Raw genomic sequence first — 15,648 nt, 5'->3', positions numbered from 1 at the left:
GTGTGACAGCAAAGTGTGACAGTGCTGGCTACACCCCGAGTTTTTTACTGCTCGTGCAGGGAGTTCGCACGGTAGATATCTAGCAACCTCATAAGCCTGAAACCCTTACCCCGTAAGGCCCGCAACGATCAGCGAGCATGCTGGCATGCCACCTGGTCAGATCCGGAAGGAAGCAGCCACAGCGGGAACATTGTGTGCCGGGGTGTGGCTGGTGGGGTTACCACCTTAACGCCGCGTGAGGTCCTCTCGCGCGCTGTCGGTATCAAGAATATTTCACGTTTCGCTGCCACGGACTTCGTCCAGGGTGGTTTTTTGTCGTTTCCGATTTATGAAGGCAGGCTCACTCTCAAGGTTTACGGTGTTGCCTTTGGCTCGCCACCGATATAGAGACGGATAATGTCGTCAATCTCCCCGGACGTCTTCATCCGCATCAGTGTGCCCAGAATGCGCTGCACGGGCAATTTTGGGTCGTTGCGCACATAACAGCCCAGTTTCAACTCCTGCAGTTCTGCCACGGCTTTTAACTGCTGTTGCGGCAACAGGCGCTGATTGAACCAGTCCAGGCTCCATTGATTGCTGACGGCATAGCGATTGCGTCCGGCCAAAAGCTTGTCCAGCACCAACTGCTGATTGCGCGCGTCGTCACGCTCCAGGCGCTTGGCGTCGAACAGTGGTTGCAGGGTCGGGTAGCTGTAACGTAGTACGGTGCCAATGGGTTGTGCCGACAAGTCCGCCGGGTTTATCGGGGCAGTCGAGGCTTGTCGGGAGACGAGCAGGTCGGGCTGAGTGAAGAGCGGGATGCTCCAGCTGTAATCGCCTGGCTGGTCGGTCAGCCATGTTTGCACAACGTAGCAGCGCACATCGACTTCGCCATGCTCCATGGCGGTTTGTATGCGGCCGCGAGGCAGTACGTGGAATTCGGCAGGCAAGCCGACCTGAGTCGCGAGGCTGAGCATCAGGTCATGCAGGATGCCCTGGGTCGGGCGATCTTGTTCAAACTGCATCATGGGCATGGCCCAGCTATCGGGCACCACGAAACGCAAGGGTGCGTCCGCGGCCATGCCGTCCAGGCTGATTAACAGCATTGCCCCCAGCACCAGCCGCATAAACACCCCGTTAAATGTCCGCAAAGTGAAGCTTAGCCAGAATTGAGGAGCGCACCGGATGCAATTTGTGCCTTGCTCCGCTAGCATTAGCCGCTTCTGCTTCTTTCGTTGCGACGGTTTTCGATGAGTTATCAGGTTCTTGCACGTAAATGGCGTCCGCGCTCGTTCCGCGAAATGGTCGGCCAGACCCATGTGCTCAAGGCTCTGATCAATGCCTTGGACAGCCAGCGGCTGCACCACGCGTACCTGTTTACCGGGACCCGCGGGGTCGGCAAGACTACCATTGCGCGGATCATTGCCAAATGCCTGAACTGTGAGACAGGTATCACTTCCACGCCCTGCGGCGAGTGCTCGGTGTGCCGGGAGATCGATGAGGGGCGCTTTGTCGACCTGATCGAGATCGACGCCGCGAGCCGCACCAAGGTCGAAGACACCCGCGAGTTGCTCGATAACGTGCAATACGCCCCGAGCCGTGGTCGATTCAAGGTCTACCTGATCGACGAAGTGCACATGCTCTCCAGTCATTCGTTCAATGCACTGCTCAAAACGCTCGAAGAGCCGCCACCCTACGTCAAGTTCATTCTGGCCACCACAGATCCGCAGAAACTTCCTGCAACGATTCTCTCGCGTTGCCTGCAGTTCTCCCTGAAGAACATGACGCCGGAGCGTGTGGTCGAGCATCTGACCCACGTCCTCGGGGTCGAGAACGTGCCATTTGAAGACGACGCGCTGTGGTTGCTCGGCCGCGCTGCCGATGGTTCGATGCGCGATGCCATGAGTCTGACCGACCAGGCGATTGCCTTCGGGGAAGGCAAGGTCATGGCCACCGATGTGCGGGCGATGCTCGGGACTCTCGATCACGGTCAGGTCTATGACGTCCTGCATGCGCTGATCGAAGGTGATGCCAAGGCTTTGCTTGAAGCGGTGCGTCACCTGGCTGAACAAGGTCCGGACTGGAATGGCGTGCTGTCGGAAATTCTCAACGTATTGCATCGTGTCGCCATCGCCCAGGCCCTGCCCGAAGGCGTCGACAACGGTCACGGCGACCGCGACCGGGTGCTGGCCCTGGCCCAGGCTCTGCCGGCCGAAGACGTGCAGTTCTACTACCAGATGGGCCTGATCGGTCGTCGCGACCTGCCACTGGCACCGGATCCGCGAGGTGGCTTCGAAATGGTCCTGCTGCGGATGCTGGCCTTCCGCCCGGCAGACACCGCAGATGCCCCGAGACAGCCACTAAAGCCAGTGGGGATCAGCCAGGCCACAGTTGATTCCGCCAAATCCGTGGCTGCCGCGCAGGTGACTGCGCCGGTAGTCGCCGCGGCGGTCGAACCGGTGGCGGCTGCGCCCGTTGAACCAGTGGTGGCAACGGCTGCCGTGCCTGAACCTGCTGCACCTGCACCTGCACCTGCACCTGCACCGGTCGTGGTGCCCGAGCCCGTGGTTGAAGCGGTCGTGGTCGAGGAAGTTATCGACCTGCCGTGGAACGACCCGGTCGAGTCTGCCCCCGTTCAGCAGCCAGCGGTCGAGCCGGTTCTGGAAACCGCGAGCGAGCAGCCCGAGTTGCCGCCTATGCCGTTACCGACGCCGGACAGCGTGGTGCCGGATGCGCCGGAGTGGGCCGCCACGCCAATTCCTGAGCCAACGGTCGCCCAGGTCGACGCCGCCACGCCAGGCATGGATCTGGATGACGAGCCCCCGCTGGACGAAGACTACATCGAGCCGGACATGGATTCGGCCTACAGTTACCTTGACGAGTTGGCCAGCGAGCATGCCGCTGACCCTGCGCCGGAGCCCGAGCCTGAGCCCGCCGCGAGGCCGGCCACAGGCCTGGCCCTGCAATGGCTGGAGCTGTTCCCGAAACTGCCGATTTCCGGCATGACCGGCAGCATTGCCGCCAACTGCACGCTGATCGCGGTGGATGGCGACAATTGGCTGATGCACCTGGACCCGGCCCACAGCGCCTTGTTCAACGCGACCCAGCAGCGCCGTCTTAACGAAGCATTGAACCAGTATCATCAACGCACGCTGACCCTGAGCATCGAGCTGATCAAGCCCGAGCAGGAAACCCCGGCACAGGCGGCTTCGCGCCGGCGCGCCGACCGTCAGCGCGAGGCCGAAGAATCGATCCACGGTGATCCGTTCATCCAGCAAATGATGCAGCAGTTCGGTGCGGTGATCCGTAACGATACTATTGAACCTGTCGACGCCCTGGTCACTCAGGGCTAATAACTGAAAGCGCTCGGCCGATCGGCCGGGCGCTGTTTTGATCCAAGTACTTTTGAGGTGATTCCCATGATGAAAGGTGGCATGGCCGGCCTGATGAAGCAGGCGCAGCAGATGCAGGAAAAAATGGCCAAGATGCAGGAAGAACTGGCCAACGCCGAAGTCACCGGTAAAGCCGGTGGCGATATGGTCACCGTGGTCATGACCGGTCGTCACGACGTCAAGAGCGTGAGCATCGACCCGAGCCTGGTCGAAGGCCTGAGCGAAGACGACAAGGAAATGCTCGAAGCAGTCGTAGCCGCCGCCGTCAACGACGCCGTGCGCAAGATCGAAGCCAACAGCCAGGAAAAAATGGGCAGCATGACCGCCGGCATGCAATTGCCACCGGGCATGAAACTGCCATTCTGATTCGCCTTCAGGCGACAGATGAGATACAAAAAATGCCAGGCATCGCGCCTGGCATTTTTGTTTCCGGCTGTTGGAGGGTTGCGGTGATCCCTGTGGGAGCGGGCTTGCTCGCGAAGAAGTCGCCCCGGTCTTACTCCAGAAACATCGAACGCGATACCCTTACAAAGGTCTGCTCCCTATATCACCGAATCCCATCGATCAAAGGAGACGCCACCATGTCCGACCCCATGACCCTCAATCAACGCATTGTCCTGGCCTCGCGCCCGACAGGTGCGCCGACGCCGGAGAACTTCCGTCTGGAGCGGGTGGCACTGCCGGACCTGACTGACGGTCAGGTGCTGCTCAAGACCGTCTACCTGTCTCTGGATCCCTACATGCGTGGTCGCATGAGTGACGCGCCGTCCTACGCAGCGCCAGTGGAAATCGGCGAAGTGATGACCGGTGGCGCCGTCAGCCGGGTCGAGCGCTCGCTCAATCCCAAGTTCCAGGAAGGTGATCTGGTGGTCGGTGCCACAGGCTGGCAAAGCCATAGCATCAGCGACGGGCGCAGCATCATCCCGGTGCCGTCGGGATTGCCCAGTCCATCGATGGCTTTGGGCGTGCTCGGCATGCCGGGCATGACTGCCTATATGGGCCTGATGGACATCGGTCAGCCCAAGTCCGGCGAGACCCTGGTCGTCGCGGCCGCATCCGGCGCCGTGGGCTCGGTGGTCGGCCAGGTGGCGAAGATCAAGGGCCTGCGCGTGGTTGGCGTCGCCGGGGGGGCGGACAAGTGTCGTTATGTCGTCGAAGAGCTGGGCTTTGATGCCTGTGTCGACCACAAGAGCCCGGACTTTGCCGATGAGCTGGCCAAGGCCTGCGGTAACGGAATCGACATTTACTATGAAAACGTTGGCGGCAAGGTCTTCGATGCGGTGGTGCCGCTGCTCAATGCCAAGGCGCGGATTCCGCTGTGCGGCCTGATTGCTTCCTACAATGCCCATGAAGCACCGAGCGGACCGGACCGTTTGCCCCTGTTGCAGTGCACGCTGCTAACCAAGCGCGTGCGTATCCAGGGTTTTATCGTGTTCGATGACTACGGCGATCGCCAGCCGGAATTCCTCAGCGCCATGGCATCGTGGGTGCGCGATGGCAAGGTGAAGTTCCGCGAGGACGTGGTCGATGGGCTGGAGCAGGCGCCCGAAGCGTTCATTGGCCTGCTGGAAGGGCGCAACTTCGGCAAGCTGGTGGTGCGAGTCTGCCGGGATTGATATTCAACGCGGTAATTTGACGCAAATCAGAGGCGCGGGTATAAACCGCGTCTCGTTGTTTTGTCGGACTTTTTCACCATGAGCTTCAGCCCTTTGATTCGCCAACTGATCGATGCCCTGCGAACGTTGCCGGGGGTGGGTCAGAAAACCGCCCAGCGCATGGCGTTGCAGTTGCTCGAACGTGATCGCAGCGGCGGCTCGCGGCTGGCGCTGGCCCTCAGCCAGGCCATGGAAGGGGTCGGGCACTGTCGCTTGTGCCGCACGCTGACCGAAGACGACCTGTGCCCGCAATGTGCCGACACCCGGCGTGACGACACTTTACTGTGTGTGGTGGAAGGGCCGATGGATGTATATGCGGTGGAGCAGACCGGTTTCCGTGGTCGTTACTTCGTGCTCAAGGGTCACTTGTCACCTCTCGACGGACTGGGGCCGGAGGCAATCGGGATCCCGCAGTTGATGGTGCGCATCGAAGAGGCTGGCACCTTTGCCGAAGTCATTCTCGCGACCAATCCGACGGTGGAAGGCGAGGCTACGGCGCACTACATTGCCCAACTGCTGAGCAGCAAAGGCCTGATCGCTTCGCGTATCGCCCATGGCGTGCCGCTGGGCGGTGAACTGGAGCTGGTGGATGGCGGGACGCTGGCGCATTCGTTTGCCGGGCGTAAGCCGATCACTCTGTAATTGGTGTTGGCCCGGCCGACGCGATCGCTGGCAGGCCAGCTCCCACAGGTTCTTTGGTGTTCGTACTAGCATGAACTGCCAGAGTCACTGTAGGGGCTGGCTTGCTAGCGATGCAGGCGACTCGGTTGCGCTGTTTCACACAAATCCAGTTGAAAACCAAGCAAGCGCTCGGTTAACTTCACTGAACCCTTCAGTGGAGCTCGCCGATGTCTGCCTTGCAGGAATACTTCGACCCCAGCCACCAATTGGTCCGTGACAGCGTCAGACGTTTCGTCGAGCGCGAGATTCTTCCTGACATCGACCAGTGGGAAGAAGCCGAGAGCTTTCCCCGTGATCTCTACCTCAAGGCCGGCGCGGCGGGAATACTCGGCATCGGCTACCCCGAGGTCCTGGGTGGGAGCCATGAAGGCGATCTGTTCGCCAAGATCGCCGCCAGCGAAGAGTTGATGCGCTGTGGCTCTGGCGGCCTGGTGGCGGGGCTCGGTTCGCTGGATATCGGCCTGCCGCCGATACTCAAATGGGCCCGACCTGAAGTTCGCGACCGAGTGGTGCCGCAGGTGCTGGCCGGGGAGAAAATCAGTGCCCTGGCCGTAACCGAACCCGGTGGTGGCTCCGACGTCGCCAATCTGCAAACCCGCGCCGTGCGTGACGGCGATTGCTACCGCGTCAGTGGCAGCAAAACCTTTATCACCAGCGGCGTGCGCGCCGACTTCTACACAGTCGCCGTGCGCACTGGTGCAGCGGGTTTTGGCGGCATCAGCCTGTTACTGATCGAGAAGGGTACGCCAGGTTTCACTGTGGGCCGCCAGTTGAAGAAAATGGGCTGGTGGGCGTCGGACACCGCTGAGCTGTTCTTCGACGATTGCAGGGTGCCAGCAGGCAATTTGATCGGCGGTGAGAACATGGGCTTCGCCTGCATCATGGGTAACTTCCAGAGCGAGCGACTGGCCTTGGCGCTGATGGCCAACATGACCGCGCAGCTTGCGTTGGAGGAAAGCCTGAAATGGGCGCGTCAACGCGAAGCCTTTGGCAAACCGATTGGCAAGTTCCAGGTGATCAAGCATCGCCTCGCCGAGATGGCTACGGCCCTGGAAGTGTCCCGGGAGTTCACCTATCGCCAGGCGGCGAAAATGGCGGTGGGGCAGAGTGTCATCAAGGAAATATCCATGGCCAAGAATTTTGCCACGGACACGGCGGACCGGATCGTTACCGATGCGGTGCAGATCCTCGGTGGTTCAGGGTATATGCGCGAGAGTCTGGTGGAGCGGCTGTATCGGGATAACCGGATCCTGTCGATTGGCGGCGGGACGCGGGAAGTGATGAACGAGATCATCAGCAAGCAGATGGGGCTTTGATTGATCTTGTAGGTGTGGTGTCTGTACTGCCCTCTTCGCGAGCAAGCCCGCTCCCACAGGGGCTTGGTCGTTCACACTTCTGATGTACACCAGAGAACCTGTGGGAGCGGGCTTGCTCGCGAAGAGGGCAGTCCAGGCGCCGCTTACTTATCGCTCAACGCAAACTGCGTCAGGCAGAAAGTCGGGATGCCCATGTCTTCCAGGCGCTGCGACCCGCCCAGCTCCGGCAGATCGATAATCGCCGCTGCCTCGTGCACCCGTGCGCCCATGCGACGGATCAGGTTTGCCGCCGCAATCAGGGTGCCACCGGTGGCGATCAGGTCATCGAACATCACCACCGAGTCGCCTTCACAGAGGCTGTCGGCGTGCACTTCAAGGAACGCTTCGCCGTACTCGGTGGCATAGCCCTCGGCGAGTACGTCGGCCGGCAGCTTTCCTTGCTTGCGGAACAGCACCAACGGCTTGTTCAGCTGATAAGCCAGCACCGAGCCGATCAGGAAGCCACGGGCATCCATGGCGCCGATGTGGGTGAAGTCGGCCTCGACGTAACGGTGGGCGAAACTGTCCATCACCAGGCGCAGGGCCGTTGGCGACTGGAACAGCGGGGTAATGTCGCGGAAGATCACGCCTGGTTTCGGAAAGTCGATGACCGGGCGGATAAGGGATTTGATGTCGAAAGAGTCGAAGACCATTATCGAAGAGTCCTGGCAGGGCTGCAAACGGCGCAGTATAACGGCGGCTGAACCGTTTCGCTCAGCCGCAATGATTTGTATCAGCTATCCACCGAGCCACCGGCCAGGGCGCAGAGCTCGATAGGATCAAGGATGCGGATCTCCTTGCCTTCGGCGGCGATCAATTCGTTCTGCTGGAAGCGCGTAAAGACGCGGGAAACGGTCTCCACGGCCAGGCCCAGGTAGTTGCCGATTTCGTTGCGCGACATACTCAGGCGGAACTGATTGGCAGAAAAACCCCGGGCACGAAAGCGCGCCGAGAGATTAACGAGGAAAGTGGCGATGCGCTCGTCGGCGGTCTTTTTCGACAGCAGCAGCATCATCTGCTGGTCGTCACGGATCTCGCGGCTCATCACACGCATCAATTGGCGACGCAGTTGTGGCAGTTGCATGGCCAGTTCATCGAGGCGTTCGAACGGAATTTCACAGACCGAGGTCGTCTCCAGGGCTTGTGCCGATACCGGGTGCTTTTCGGTGTCCATGCCTGACAGGCCGACCAATTCGCTTGGCAGATGGAAACCGGTGAGCTGTTCTTCGCCGGAATCACTGAGGCTGAACGTTTTCAGGGCGCCGGAGCGTACCGCGTAGACGGAATCAAAGGTATCGCCCTGGCGGAACAGAAACTCGCCCTTTTTCAGCGGGCGGCCCCGTTTGACAATGTCGTCCAGCGCATCCATGTCTTCCAGATTCAGCGAAAGTGGCAGGCAGAGAGGCGCGAGGCTGCAGTCCTTGCAGTGTGCCTGAGTGTGGGTGCGCAGTTTGACTGGCTCGGACATTTCTTCAATCCTTGTGGGAAATCACACATTAGGTGTAAGGGTAACCCACCCAAGGACATTGAGGCCAGCCTGTGGCGGTTTTGTCACGCCAGTCTAGATGACTCGTGAAAACCGCTGATAGCCGTGTTGTGCAAGGTATGCGTCGAAGACCATACACACTGAGCGCACCAACAGTCGCCCGGCAGGCAATACTGTGATTCGGTCGCTATCGAGTTCGATCAGCCCGTCGTTGGCCATGTCCTGCAGTTGCGGCCAGAGCTCGCCGAAGTAGCCTTGAAAATCGATGTTGAACACCTGCTCGATCTCGCTGAATTCCAGGCTGAATTGGCAGATCAATTGCTGGATGACCGCGCGCCGCAGGCGATCGTCGGCGTCGCACAGCAGGCCGCGGCTGGTTGCCAGTTGCGATGAAGCGAGTGCGTTCTGGTACTCGCTCAGGTCGCTGCTGTTCTGGCAGTAAAGGTCGCCGATCTGACTGATGGCCGATACGCCCAGGCCGATCAAGTCGCAATGACCATGGGTGGTGTAACCCTGGAAGTTGCGTTGCAGGGTTGACTCCTCCTGGGCGATCGCCAGTTCATCGTCGGGCAGGGCGAAGTGGTCCATGCCGATGTAGCGGTAACCGGCAGCGGTCAGCTGTTCGATGGTGCGTTGCAGGATCTCCAGTTTCTGTGTCGGGCTTGGCAGTTCGGCGACGTTGATCCGTCGTTGTGGCATGAAGCGCTCCGGCAGGTGCGCGTAATTGAATACCGACAGGCGATCCGGTTGCAGGCTGATGACTTCTTCGACGGTGCGGGCGAAATTCTCCGGCGTCTGTTTCGGCAGGCCGTAGATCAGGTCAATGTTGATCGAGCGAAACTGCAGGGTGCGGGCTGCGTCGATCACCGCACGGGTTTCTTCCAGGCTTTGCATGCGATTGACCGCGCGCTGTACGGCGGGGTCAAGGTCTTGCAGGCCGATACTGACCCGATTGAAGCCCAACTCGCGCAGCAGGCCCATGGTCGACCAATCGGCCTCGCGAGGGTCGATTTCGATGCCGTAGTCGCCAGAGTCGTCATCGAGCAGGTTGAAGTGTTTGCGCAGATGCGTCATCAGCTGGCGCAGTTCGTCGTGGCTGAGAAAGGTCGGAGTGCCACCGCCGAAATGCAGTTGCTCGACTTTTTGCGTGGGGTCCAGATGGCGGGCGATCAGCTGGATTTCCTGCTCCAGGCGCTGCAAATAGGGGGCCGCACGGCCGCGGTCCTTGGTGATGACTTTGTTGCAGCCGCAGTAGTAGCAGATGTTCGCGCAAAACGGCACGTGTACGTACAGCGACAGAGGTCGCTGGGCCTTGCGGCTCTCACGCAGCGCATGGAACAGGTCGAAGCTGCCCACCTGAGGGTTGAATTGCATGGCGGTCGGGTAGGAGGTGTAGCGCGGTCCCGCAAGGTCATAGCGGTGGATCAGATCGGTGTCCCAACGAATGGCGTCGAGCATCATGCGGGCGTTCCCCCCGGGTGGACTGGCATTTTTCGGCTAGTCTAGTGGGCGGAGCGGTTGGGCATCTTGACTTGCATCAAAGTCTAAACGTCAAAAGATCTTGCCCTTTAATGCCCCATCAACCAATGCTGATGCGGCCCCGGCAAGGTCCAGATACCGAACAGCATCACCAACAACCCGCCGGCCATGCGCACGCTGCGTTTGCGCAACAGCGCCGTGACGCGTTCGGCGGCCAGGCCGGTGGCGAGCAACACCGGCCAGGTACCCAGCCCGAAGGCGAGCATCAACAATGCGCTGTCCAGGGCATTGCCCTGGCTGGCTGACCACAGCAATGTGCTGTAAACCAGGCCGCAAGGCAGCCAGCCCCAGAGAGCGCCCAGCAATAACGCACGGGGTACGCTCGACACCGGCAGCAGTTTGTTCGCCACGGGCTGGATATGTCGCCACAGGCCGCGACCGAGGCTTTCGATGCGGGTCAGGCCGCTCCACCAGCCGGCCAGGTACAGGCCCATGGCGATCAGCAGCAGGCCGGCGAGCACGCGCATTATCAACGCCGCCGGGCTGTTGGCCACCGCCCAGCCGGCCAGGCCGATGAGCAATCCGGCGCAGGCATAACTGAGGATTCGCCCCAGGTTGTAGGCCAGCAACAGGCGAAAGCGGCGGCTGCGCTGTTCCTTGGGAATCGCCAGGGTCAACGCGCCCATCAGGCCGCCACACATACCCAGGCAATGCCCGCCGCCGAGCAGGCCGAGAATTACCGCAGACACCAGCAGTGGCGCCAGTTCAAGCATGGGGTGGCGCCTTGTCGTCCGGTTTGGCCGGATGGCCGCTGGCCTCGTCGACGGCAGCGGTGTGCTTCGGGTCCTGATCGTCGAAGAGGATGCTGTGGGCCGGGCCGTCAAGGTCGTCGTACTGGCCGCTGTCCACCGCCCAGAAGAAAATGTAGACGGCGATGGCTACGAGCAGCAGGGCGGCCGGGATCATCACGTAGAGAGCTGGCATCTGGACTCCATGCTCGCGCGGCTCAGGCCGGCAGCGGGCGGGTTTCTGGCGTGGCGTGGGCATCCGGCGCGCCGGGCAGGCGGGTGAGGCGCAGGGCGTTCAACACCACGGTCAACGAACTGATGGACATGCCGACAGCAGCCCACACCGGGGTGATCCAGCCGAGCGCGGCGAACGGCAACATGAGGCCATTGTACAGCGCAGCCCACAGCAGGTTCTCGATAATCACCCGACGGGTGCGGCGCGCCAGGCTGAAGGCCTGCACCAGTGCGTCGAGTCGATTGGACAGCAACACGGCGTCGGCGCTGGTTTTCGCCAGGTCGGTGGCCGAACCCATGGCGACGCTGATGTCGGCGGCGGCCAGTACTGGCACATCGTTGACTCCGTCCCCCAGCATCAGCACTTTGCGACCTTCTTTATGCAGTTGTTGCAGGACCTGCAGCTTATCGTCAGGGCGCAAGCCGCCCTGTGCTTCATCGATGCCCAGTTGCGCGGCGACACTGGCGACCATCGGCGAGCTGTCGCCGGACAGCAACAGCGTCCGCCAGCCTCGGGCCTTGCAAGCCGCCAGCAGCGCCGGTGCATCAGCGCGCAAGCGGTCGTCGAGCACCAGCCAGGCCAGCGGCCCCTGACTGTCGCCGAGCAGCAGCCATTGCCCGGGTTCATCAGGCATAACGGGTATTTCGGCGCCACTGAGCTGGCAGACAAAACCGGGCTGGCCAATACGCAGGCGTTGCAAGCCGACCACCCCTTCCAGGCCAAGGCCCGGGGTGCTGTGAACCTCGTCGGCGGCCTGAGGCGCGCGTCCGAAGGCTCGGGCGATCGGGTGTTCGGAGCGGTTTTCCAGGGCGGCGGCGAGGCTCAGGCATTGATCGCTGTCCAGCGCACCGAGAGGGCGAATCGAACGTAATGCCAGGCGACCTTCGGTGAGGGTGCCGGTCTTGTCGAAAATCACCGTGTCGATCTGGTTCAAGCCTTCCAGCACATGGCCGCGGGTCAGCAGCAGGCCGAGTTTGTGCAGGGTGCCGGTCGCTGCAGTCAGGGCGGTCGGAGTGGCCAGGGACAAGGCACAGGGGCAGGTCGCCACGAGCATCGCCAGCACTATCCAGAAGGCCCGGGACGGGTCGAGCTGCCACCACAGCAGGCCGATGGCGGCGGCAGCGACCAACGACAGCAACAGGAACCATTGCGCGGCGCGATCGGCAATTTCCGCCAGGCGTGGTTTTTCGGCCTGTGCGCGATCGAGCAGGCGCACGATCGCCGAGAGGCGGGTGTCCTGGCCGAGGGCCTGGACCTCGACCGTCAGTGCGCCTTCGACATTGAGGGTGCCAGCGGTAACGGCATCGCCGAGGGTTCGCGGTTGCGGCAGGTATTCGCCCGTCAGCAGCGATTCGTCGACGCTTGACTGGCCGTCGAGGATCTTGCCGTCAGCGGGAAGAATGGCGCCCGGATGGACCAGCACCTGGTCACCTACGCGCAGTTCGCTGAGCAGAATGCGTTCGCTCTGGCCATCGGGCGCCAGGCGCAGGCACGAGGCGGGCAACAGATTGACCAACTGCGCGGTGGCGGCGGCCGTGCGTTCCCGGGCCCGGCGCTCCAGATAGCGCCCGGCGAGCAGGAACAGGGCAAACATGCCGACGGCGTCGAAATACAGTTCGCCGACCCCGGTGATCGAGGTCCAGATCCCGGCGATGTAGGCGCTGCCGATGGCCAGCGACACCGAGACATCCATGGTCAGGTGGCGGGTACGCAGATCACGCATGGCGCCTTTGAAGAAGGGGGCGCAACTGTAGAAAACGATCGGGGTGGTGAGAAACAGTGCGACCCAGCGCAGGATGGTGTGCAGTTCCGGGCTGAGGTCGATGTTGAATTCCGGCCAGGTCGCCATGGTCGCCATCATCGCCTGGAACCACAGCAACCCGGCAACGCCGAGTTGACGCAGGGCCAGGCGGTTTTCCCTGGCCAGTTGTTCGCTGGCGCGGTCGGCCTGGTAGGGGTGTGCGGCGTAACCGATGTGACGCAGTTCGCTGAGCACCTGGCTCAGGGGCAATTGCGCGTCGGCCCAGCGCACATGCAGGCGATGGTTGGACAGGTTCAGGCGCGCCTCGGCCACCGCCGGCAGGGCGCGCAAGTGTTTTTCGATCAACCAGCCACAGGCGGCGCAACTGATGCCTTCCATCAGCAGCGTGGTTTCGGCCAGTTCGCCTTCGTGGCGGACAAAGGGTTGCTGCACGTCGGCGCGGTCGTACAGCGCCAGTTCGTCCACCAGTTGCACCGGTAACGCTTCGGGATTGGCCGAGGCTTCGCTGCGATGCTGGTAATAGCTTTCCAGCCCACCGGCGACAATGGCTTGGGCCACGGCCTGGCATCCCGGGCAGCAGAATTCGCGGGTGTCCCCGAGCACGACGGCGGTGAAGCGGCTGCCGGACGGGACGGGCAGGGCGCAGTGGTAGCAGGGGAGTGGGGTGGTCATGGGGTTTTCATTAATGCCGCAGGATCTCTGTCGTCAAGTAAGGCCTCTTCGTCGGAACGCCGCCCGGACCAAGCCCGCTCCCACAGGGATCATGGGCGTATGCAAAATCTTTGCACGACATTGATCAACTGTGGGAGCGGGCTTGCTCGCGATGCGCGAAGCGCGGCTTTATTTCTTCAGGTCTTCCGCGCCCTGCAACGGCTCGTCGCCCAGCAACAGATCCTTGTCATGGCTGACCAGCTCTTCTTCGAACATGCGCCAGATGTGGTCGTCCTGGGTGCCGAGCAATTCGACAAAACGTCGACCTTCGATCTTGTCGCTCAGTTGCCCAATGTAGCGGCCCTGCTCGCTGTCGCTGCGGGCCAGGGTGATCTTGCGATCCTTCTCCGGCTGGGTCGGCGAAATCAGGTTCAGTTCCAGGGTCTTGGGCTGGCTGATGCCGCTCAGGCGCAAATCCACTTCGCCGGTGACGTCATCCAGGTGAATGCTGGCGCGCATCTGCAGGGTCTGGGCCAGCAGTTCGCGGTCCAGGGAGCGGTTGATGCCTTTGCCTGCCTCGTAATAGTTGTCGTTGACCAGGTTGTCCGGATTTTTCACCGCAATGGTCACCATGGACAAGGTCAGGGCCACCGAGCAGGCCAGGATCCCGATGATGATCCACGGCCAGAGGTGCTTGTACCAGGGGCTTGCGGCGTTTGCTGCGGGCATGATCAATTCTCTCAACGATTTTGTGGGCCGATGAACCGGCTCTTGGCTTCAACTTGAACACTGTCGTCATCGGCATCCTTGAGGATGAATTTCACCTCGTTGGTGCTCGACGGCAGTTTTTCCGGCGCGACGGACAGCTCCGCCGGCTGGCTGACGATCTCGCCGGCCGCGACCTTGATCTCGCGTCGACCCTGCAGCCTGAGATCCGGCAGGCCGGTGGCTTCCAGCACGTACCTGTGATCGCGCTGGTCCTTGTTCATGATTTTCAGGCTGTAGACGTTTTCGATCCGGCCTTCGGCGTTCTCGCGATACAACACGCGGTCCTTGCTGACGTCGAAACCCACCAGCGAACGCATGAGGAACGCGGTCACCAGCAAGCTGATCATCGCCAGCAGCACCAGGGCATAACCGATCAGGCGCGGGCGCAGTTTATGGGTTTTCTGTCCGGACAGGTTGTGCTCCGTGGTGTAGCTGATCAGCCCGCGCGGGTAGTCCATCTTGTCCATGATGGCGTCGCAGGCATCGATGCAGGCGGCACAGCCGATGCATTCGATTTGCAGGCCATCGCGGATATCGATGCCGGTCGGGCAGACCTGGACGCACATGGTGCAGTCGATGCAATCACCCAGGCCCTGGGCCTTGTAGTCGACGCCTTTCTTGCGCGGCCCACGGCCTTCGCCACGGCGCGGATCGTAGGAAACGATCAGGGTGTCCTTGTCGAACATCACGCTCTGGAAGCGTGCGTACGGACACATGTAGATGCACACTTGTTCGCGCAGCCAGCCGGCATTGCCGTAGGTGGCGAGGGTGAAGAACCCGACCCAGAAATACGACCAGCCATCGGCCTGGCCGGTGAAGAAGTCGATCACCAGTTCACGGATCGGCGAGAAGTAACCGACGAAGGTCATGCCGGTGACGAAGCCGATCAGCAACCAAAGACTGTGTTTGCTGAACTTGCGCAGGAATTTGTTGGCACTCATCGGCGCCTTGTCGAGCTTGATGCGCTGGTTGCGGTCGCCTTCGGTGACCTTTTCGCACCACATGAAAATCCATGTCCATACGCTTTGCGGGCAGGTATAGCCGCACCAGACCCGTCCGGCGTAGACGGTGATGAAGAACAGGCCGAAGGCGGCGATGATCAACATGCCGGACAGAAGTATGAAGTCCTGGGGCCAGAAGGTGGCGCCGAAAATGAAGAACTTGCGTTCCGGTACGTTCCACCAGACGGCCTGGTGTCCGCCCCAATTGATCCATACCGTACCGAAATACAGCAGGAACAGCGCGGCACCGCCAGCCATCCGCAGGTTGCGGAACAGCCCCGTGAAGGCGCGGGTGTAGATTTTTTCTCGAGAGGCGTAAAGGTCGACGCTGTTGTTGGCGTTCCTGGTGGGTGGCGTGACGTCGTGTACCGGAATCTGGTTGCTCATCATTGCATCCCACGGCAGTGGAAAAATGC

The 15,648-nt window shown here is 61.4% G+C and carries 14 protein-coding genes; 5 read left to right on the top strand and 9 right to left on the bottom strand.

The window, feature by feature from the left end:
• Window positions 1–353: 353 nt before the first annotated feature.
• Window positions 354–1,106, bottom strand: coding sequence for a substrate-binding periplasmic protein (locus tag ASE98_RS02220; protein ID WP_060539786.1), 753 nt, complete (start codon window positions 1,104–1,106; stop codon window positions 354–356).
• Between the two features lie 123 nt (window positions 1,107–1,229).
• Between ASE98_RS02220 and dnaX the strand changes: the two genes are divergently transcribed.
• The 5 genes from dnaX to ASE98_RS02195 all read left to right on the top strand — a co-directional run bounded on the left by dnaX (window position 1,230) and on the right by ASE98_RS02195 (window position 7,023).
• A complete protein-coding gene (gene dnaX, locus ASE98_RS02215) occupies window positions 1,230–3,332 on the top strand; it encodes a DNA polymerase III subunit gamma/tau (protein ID WP_060539785.1) in 2,103 nt (700 codons plus the stop codon).
• Between the two features lie 66 nt (window positions 3,333–3,398).
• Window positions 3,399–3,737 carry a YbaB/EbfC family nucleoid-associated protein gene (locus ASE98_RS02210; RefSeq protein ID WP_060539784.1) on the top strand — a complete coding sequence of 113 codons (339 nt, stop codon included), beginning with the start codon at window positions 3,399–3,401 and terminating at the stop codon, window positions 3,735–3,737.
• A 215-nt stretch (window positions 3,738–3,952) separates the two neighbouring features.
• Window positions 3,953–4,987, top strand: a complete 1,035-nt coding sequence (locus tag ASE98_RS02205) for an NADP-dependent oxidoreductase (RefSeq protein WP_060539783.1) — start codon at window positions 3,953–3,955, stop codon at window positions 4,985–4,987.
• Window positions 4,988–5,065: 78 nt separating this feature from the next.
• Complete coding sequence (recR, locus tag ASE98_RS02200) at window positions 5,066–5,668, top strand: recombination mediator RecR (RefSeq protein WP_060539782.1); 603 nt, start codon at window positions 5,066–5,068, stop codon at window positions 5,666–5,668.
• A 206-nt stretch (window positions 5,669–5,874) separates the two neighbouring features.
• The gene (locus ASE98_RS02195) at window positions 5,875–7,023 is read left to right on the top strand and encodes an acyl-CoA dehydrogenase family protein (protein ID WP_060539781.1); all 1,149 of its coding nucleotides are present in this window, start codon (window positions 5,875–5,877) and stop codon (window positions 7,021–7,023) included.
• Between the two features lie 143 nt (window positions 7,024–7,166).
• On the opposite strand, the gene ASE98_RS02190 is transcribed toward ASE98_RS02195, so the two are convergent.
• The 8 genes from ASE98_RS02190 to ccoG all read right to left on the bottom strand — a co-directional run bounded on the left by ASE98_RS02190 (window position 7,167) and on the right by ccoG (window position 15,619).
• A complete protein-coding gene (locus tag ASE98_RS02190) occupies window positions 7,167–7,715 on the bottom strand; it encodes an adenine phosphoribosyltransferase (RefSeq protein ID WP_008057870.1) in 549 nt (182 codons plus the stop codon).
• Window positions 7,716–7,795: 80 nt separating this feature from the next.
• Window positions 7,796–8,530 carry a fumarate/nitrate reduction transcriptional regulator Fnr gene (gene fnr, locus ASE98_RS02185; RefSeq protein ID WP_060539780.1) on the bottom strand — a complete coding sequence of 245 codons (735 nt, stop codon included), beginning with the start codon at window positions 8,528–8,530 and terminating at the stop codon, window positions 7,796–7,798.
• A 93-nt stretch (window positions 8,531–8,623) separates the two neighbouring features.
• Entirely contained in the window at window positions 8,624–10,006 is a 1,383-nt protein-coding gene (gene hemN, locus ASE98_RS02180) for an oxygen-independent coproporphyrinogen III oxidase (RefSeq protein ID WP_060539912.1), read from the bottom strand.
• Window positions 10,007–10,116: 110 nt separating this feature from the next.
• A complete protein-coding gene (locus tag ASE98_RS02175) occupies window positions 10,117–10,800 on the bottom strand; it encodes a sulfite exporter TauE/SafE family protein (protein WP_060539779.1) in 684 nt (227 codons plus the stop codon).
• Entirely contained in the window at window positions 10,793–11,011 is a 219-nt protein-coding gene (gene ccoS / locus ASE98_RS02170; protein WP_060539778.1) for a cbb3-type cytochrome oxidase assembly protein CcoS, read from the bottom strand. Before ccoS ends, ASE98_RS02175 begins: the two co-directional genes overlap by 8 nt.
• Before the next feature lie 22 nt (window positions 11,012–11,033).
• Window positions 11,034–13,484 carry a heavy metal translocating P-type ATPase gene (locus ASE98_RS02165; RefSeq protein ID WP_060539777.1) on the bottom strand — a complete coding sequence of 817 codons (2,451 nt, stop codon included), beginning with the start codon at window positions 13,482–13,484 and terminating at the stop codon, window positions 11,034–11,036.
• Between the two features lie 168 nt (window positions 13,485–13,652).
• Window positions 13,653–14,192 (bottom strand): FixH family protein, encoded by a 540-nt coding sequence (locus ASE98_RS02160; RefSeq protein ID WP_060539776.1) that lies wholly within the window; start codon window positions 14,190–14,192, stop codon window positions 13,653–13,655.
• 11 nt (window positions 14,193–14,203) lie between these two features.
• The gene (gene ccoG, locus ASE98_RS02155) at window positions 14,204–15,619 is read right to left on the bottom strand and encodes a cytochrome c oxidase accessory protein CcoG (RefSeq protein WP_060539775.1); all 1,416 of its coding nucleotides are present in this window, start codon (window positions 15,617–15,619) and stop codon (window positions 14,204–14,206) included.
• Window positions 15,620–15,648: the final 29 nt, after the last annotated feature.

Source organism: Pseudomonas sp. Leaf48 (genome assembly GCF_001421885.1).
In the GTDB taxonomy this organism is placed as follows: domain Bacteria; phylum Pseudomonadota; class Gammaproteobacteria; order Pseudomonadales; family Pseudomonadaceae; genus Aquipseudomonas.
Note: the sequence above shows the minus strand (reverse complement) of the source record. Positions and strands in the feature narration are given on the sequence as shown.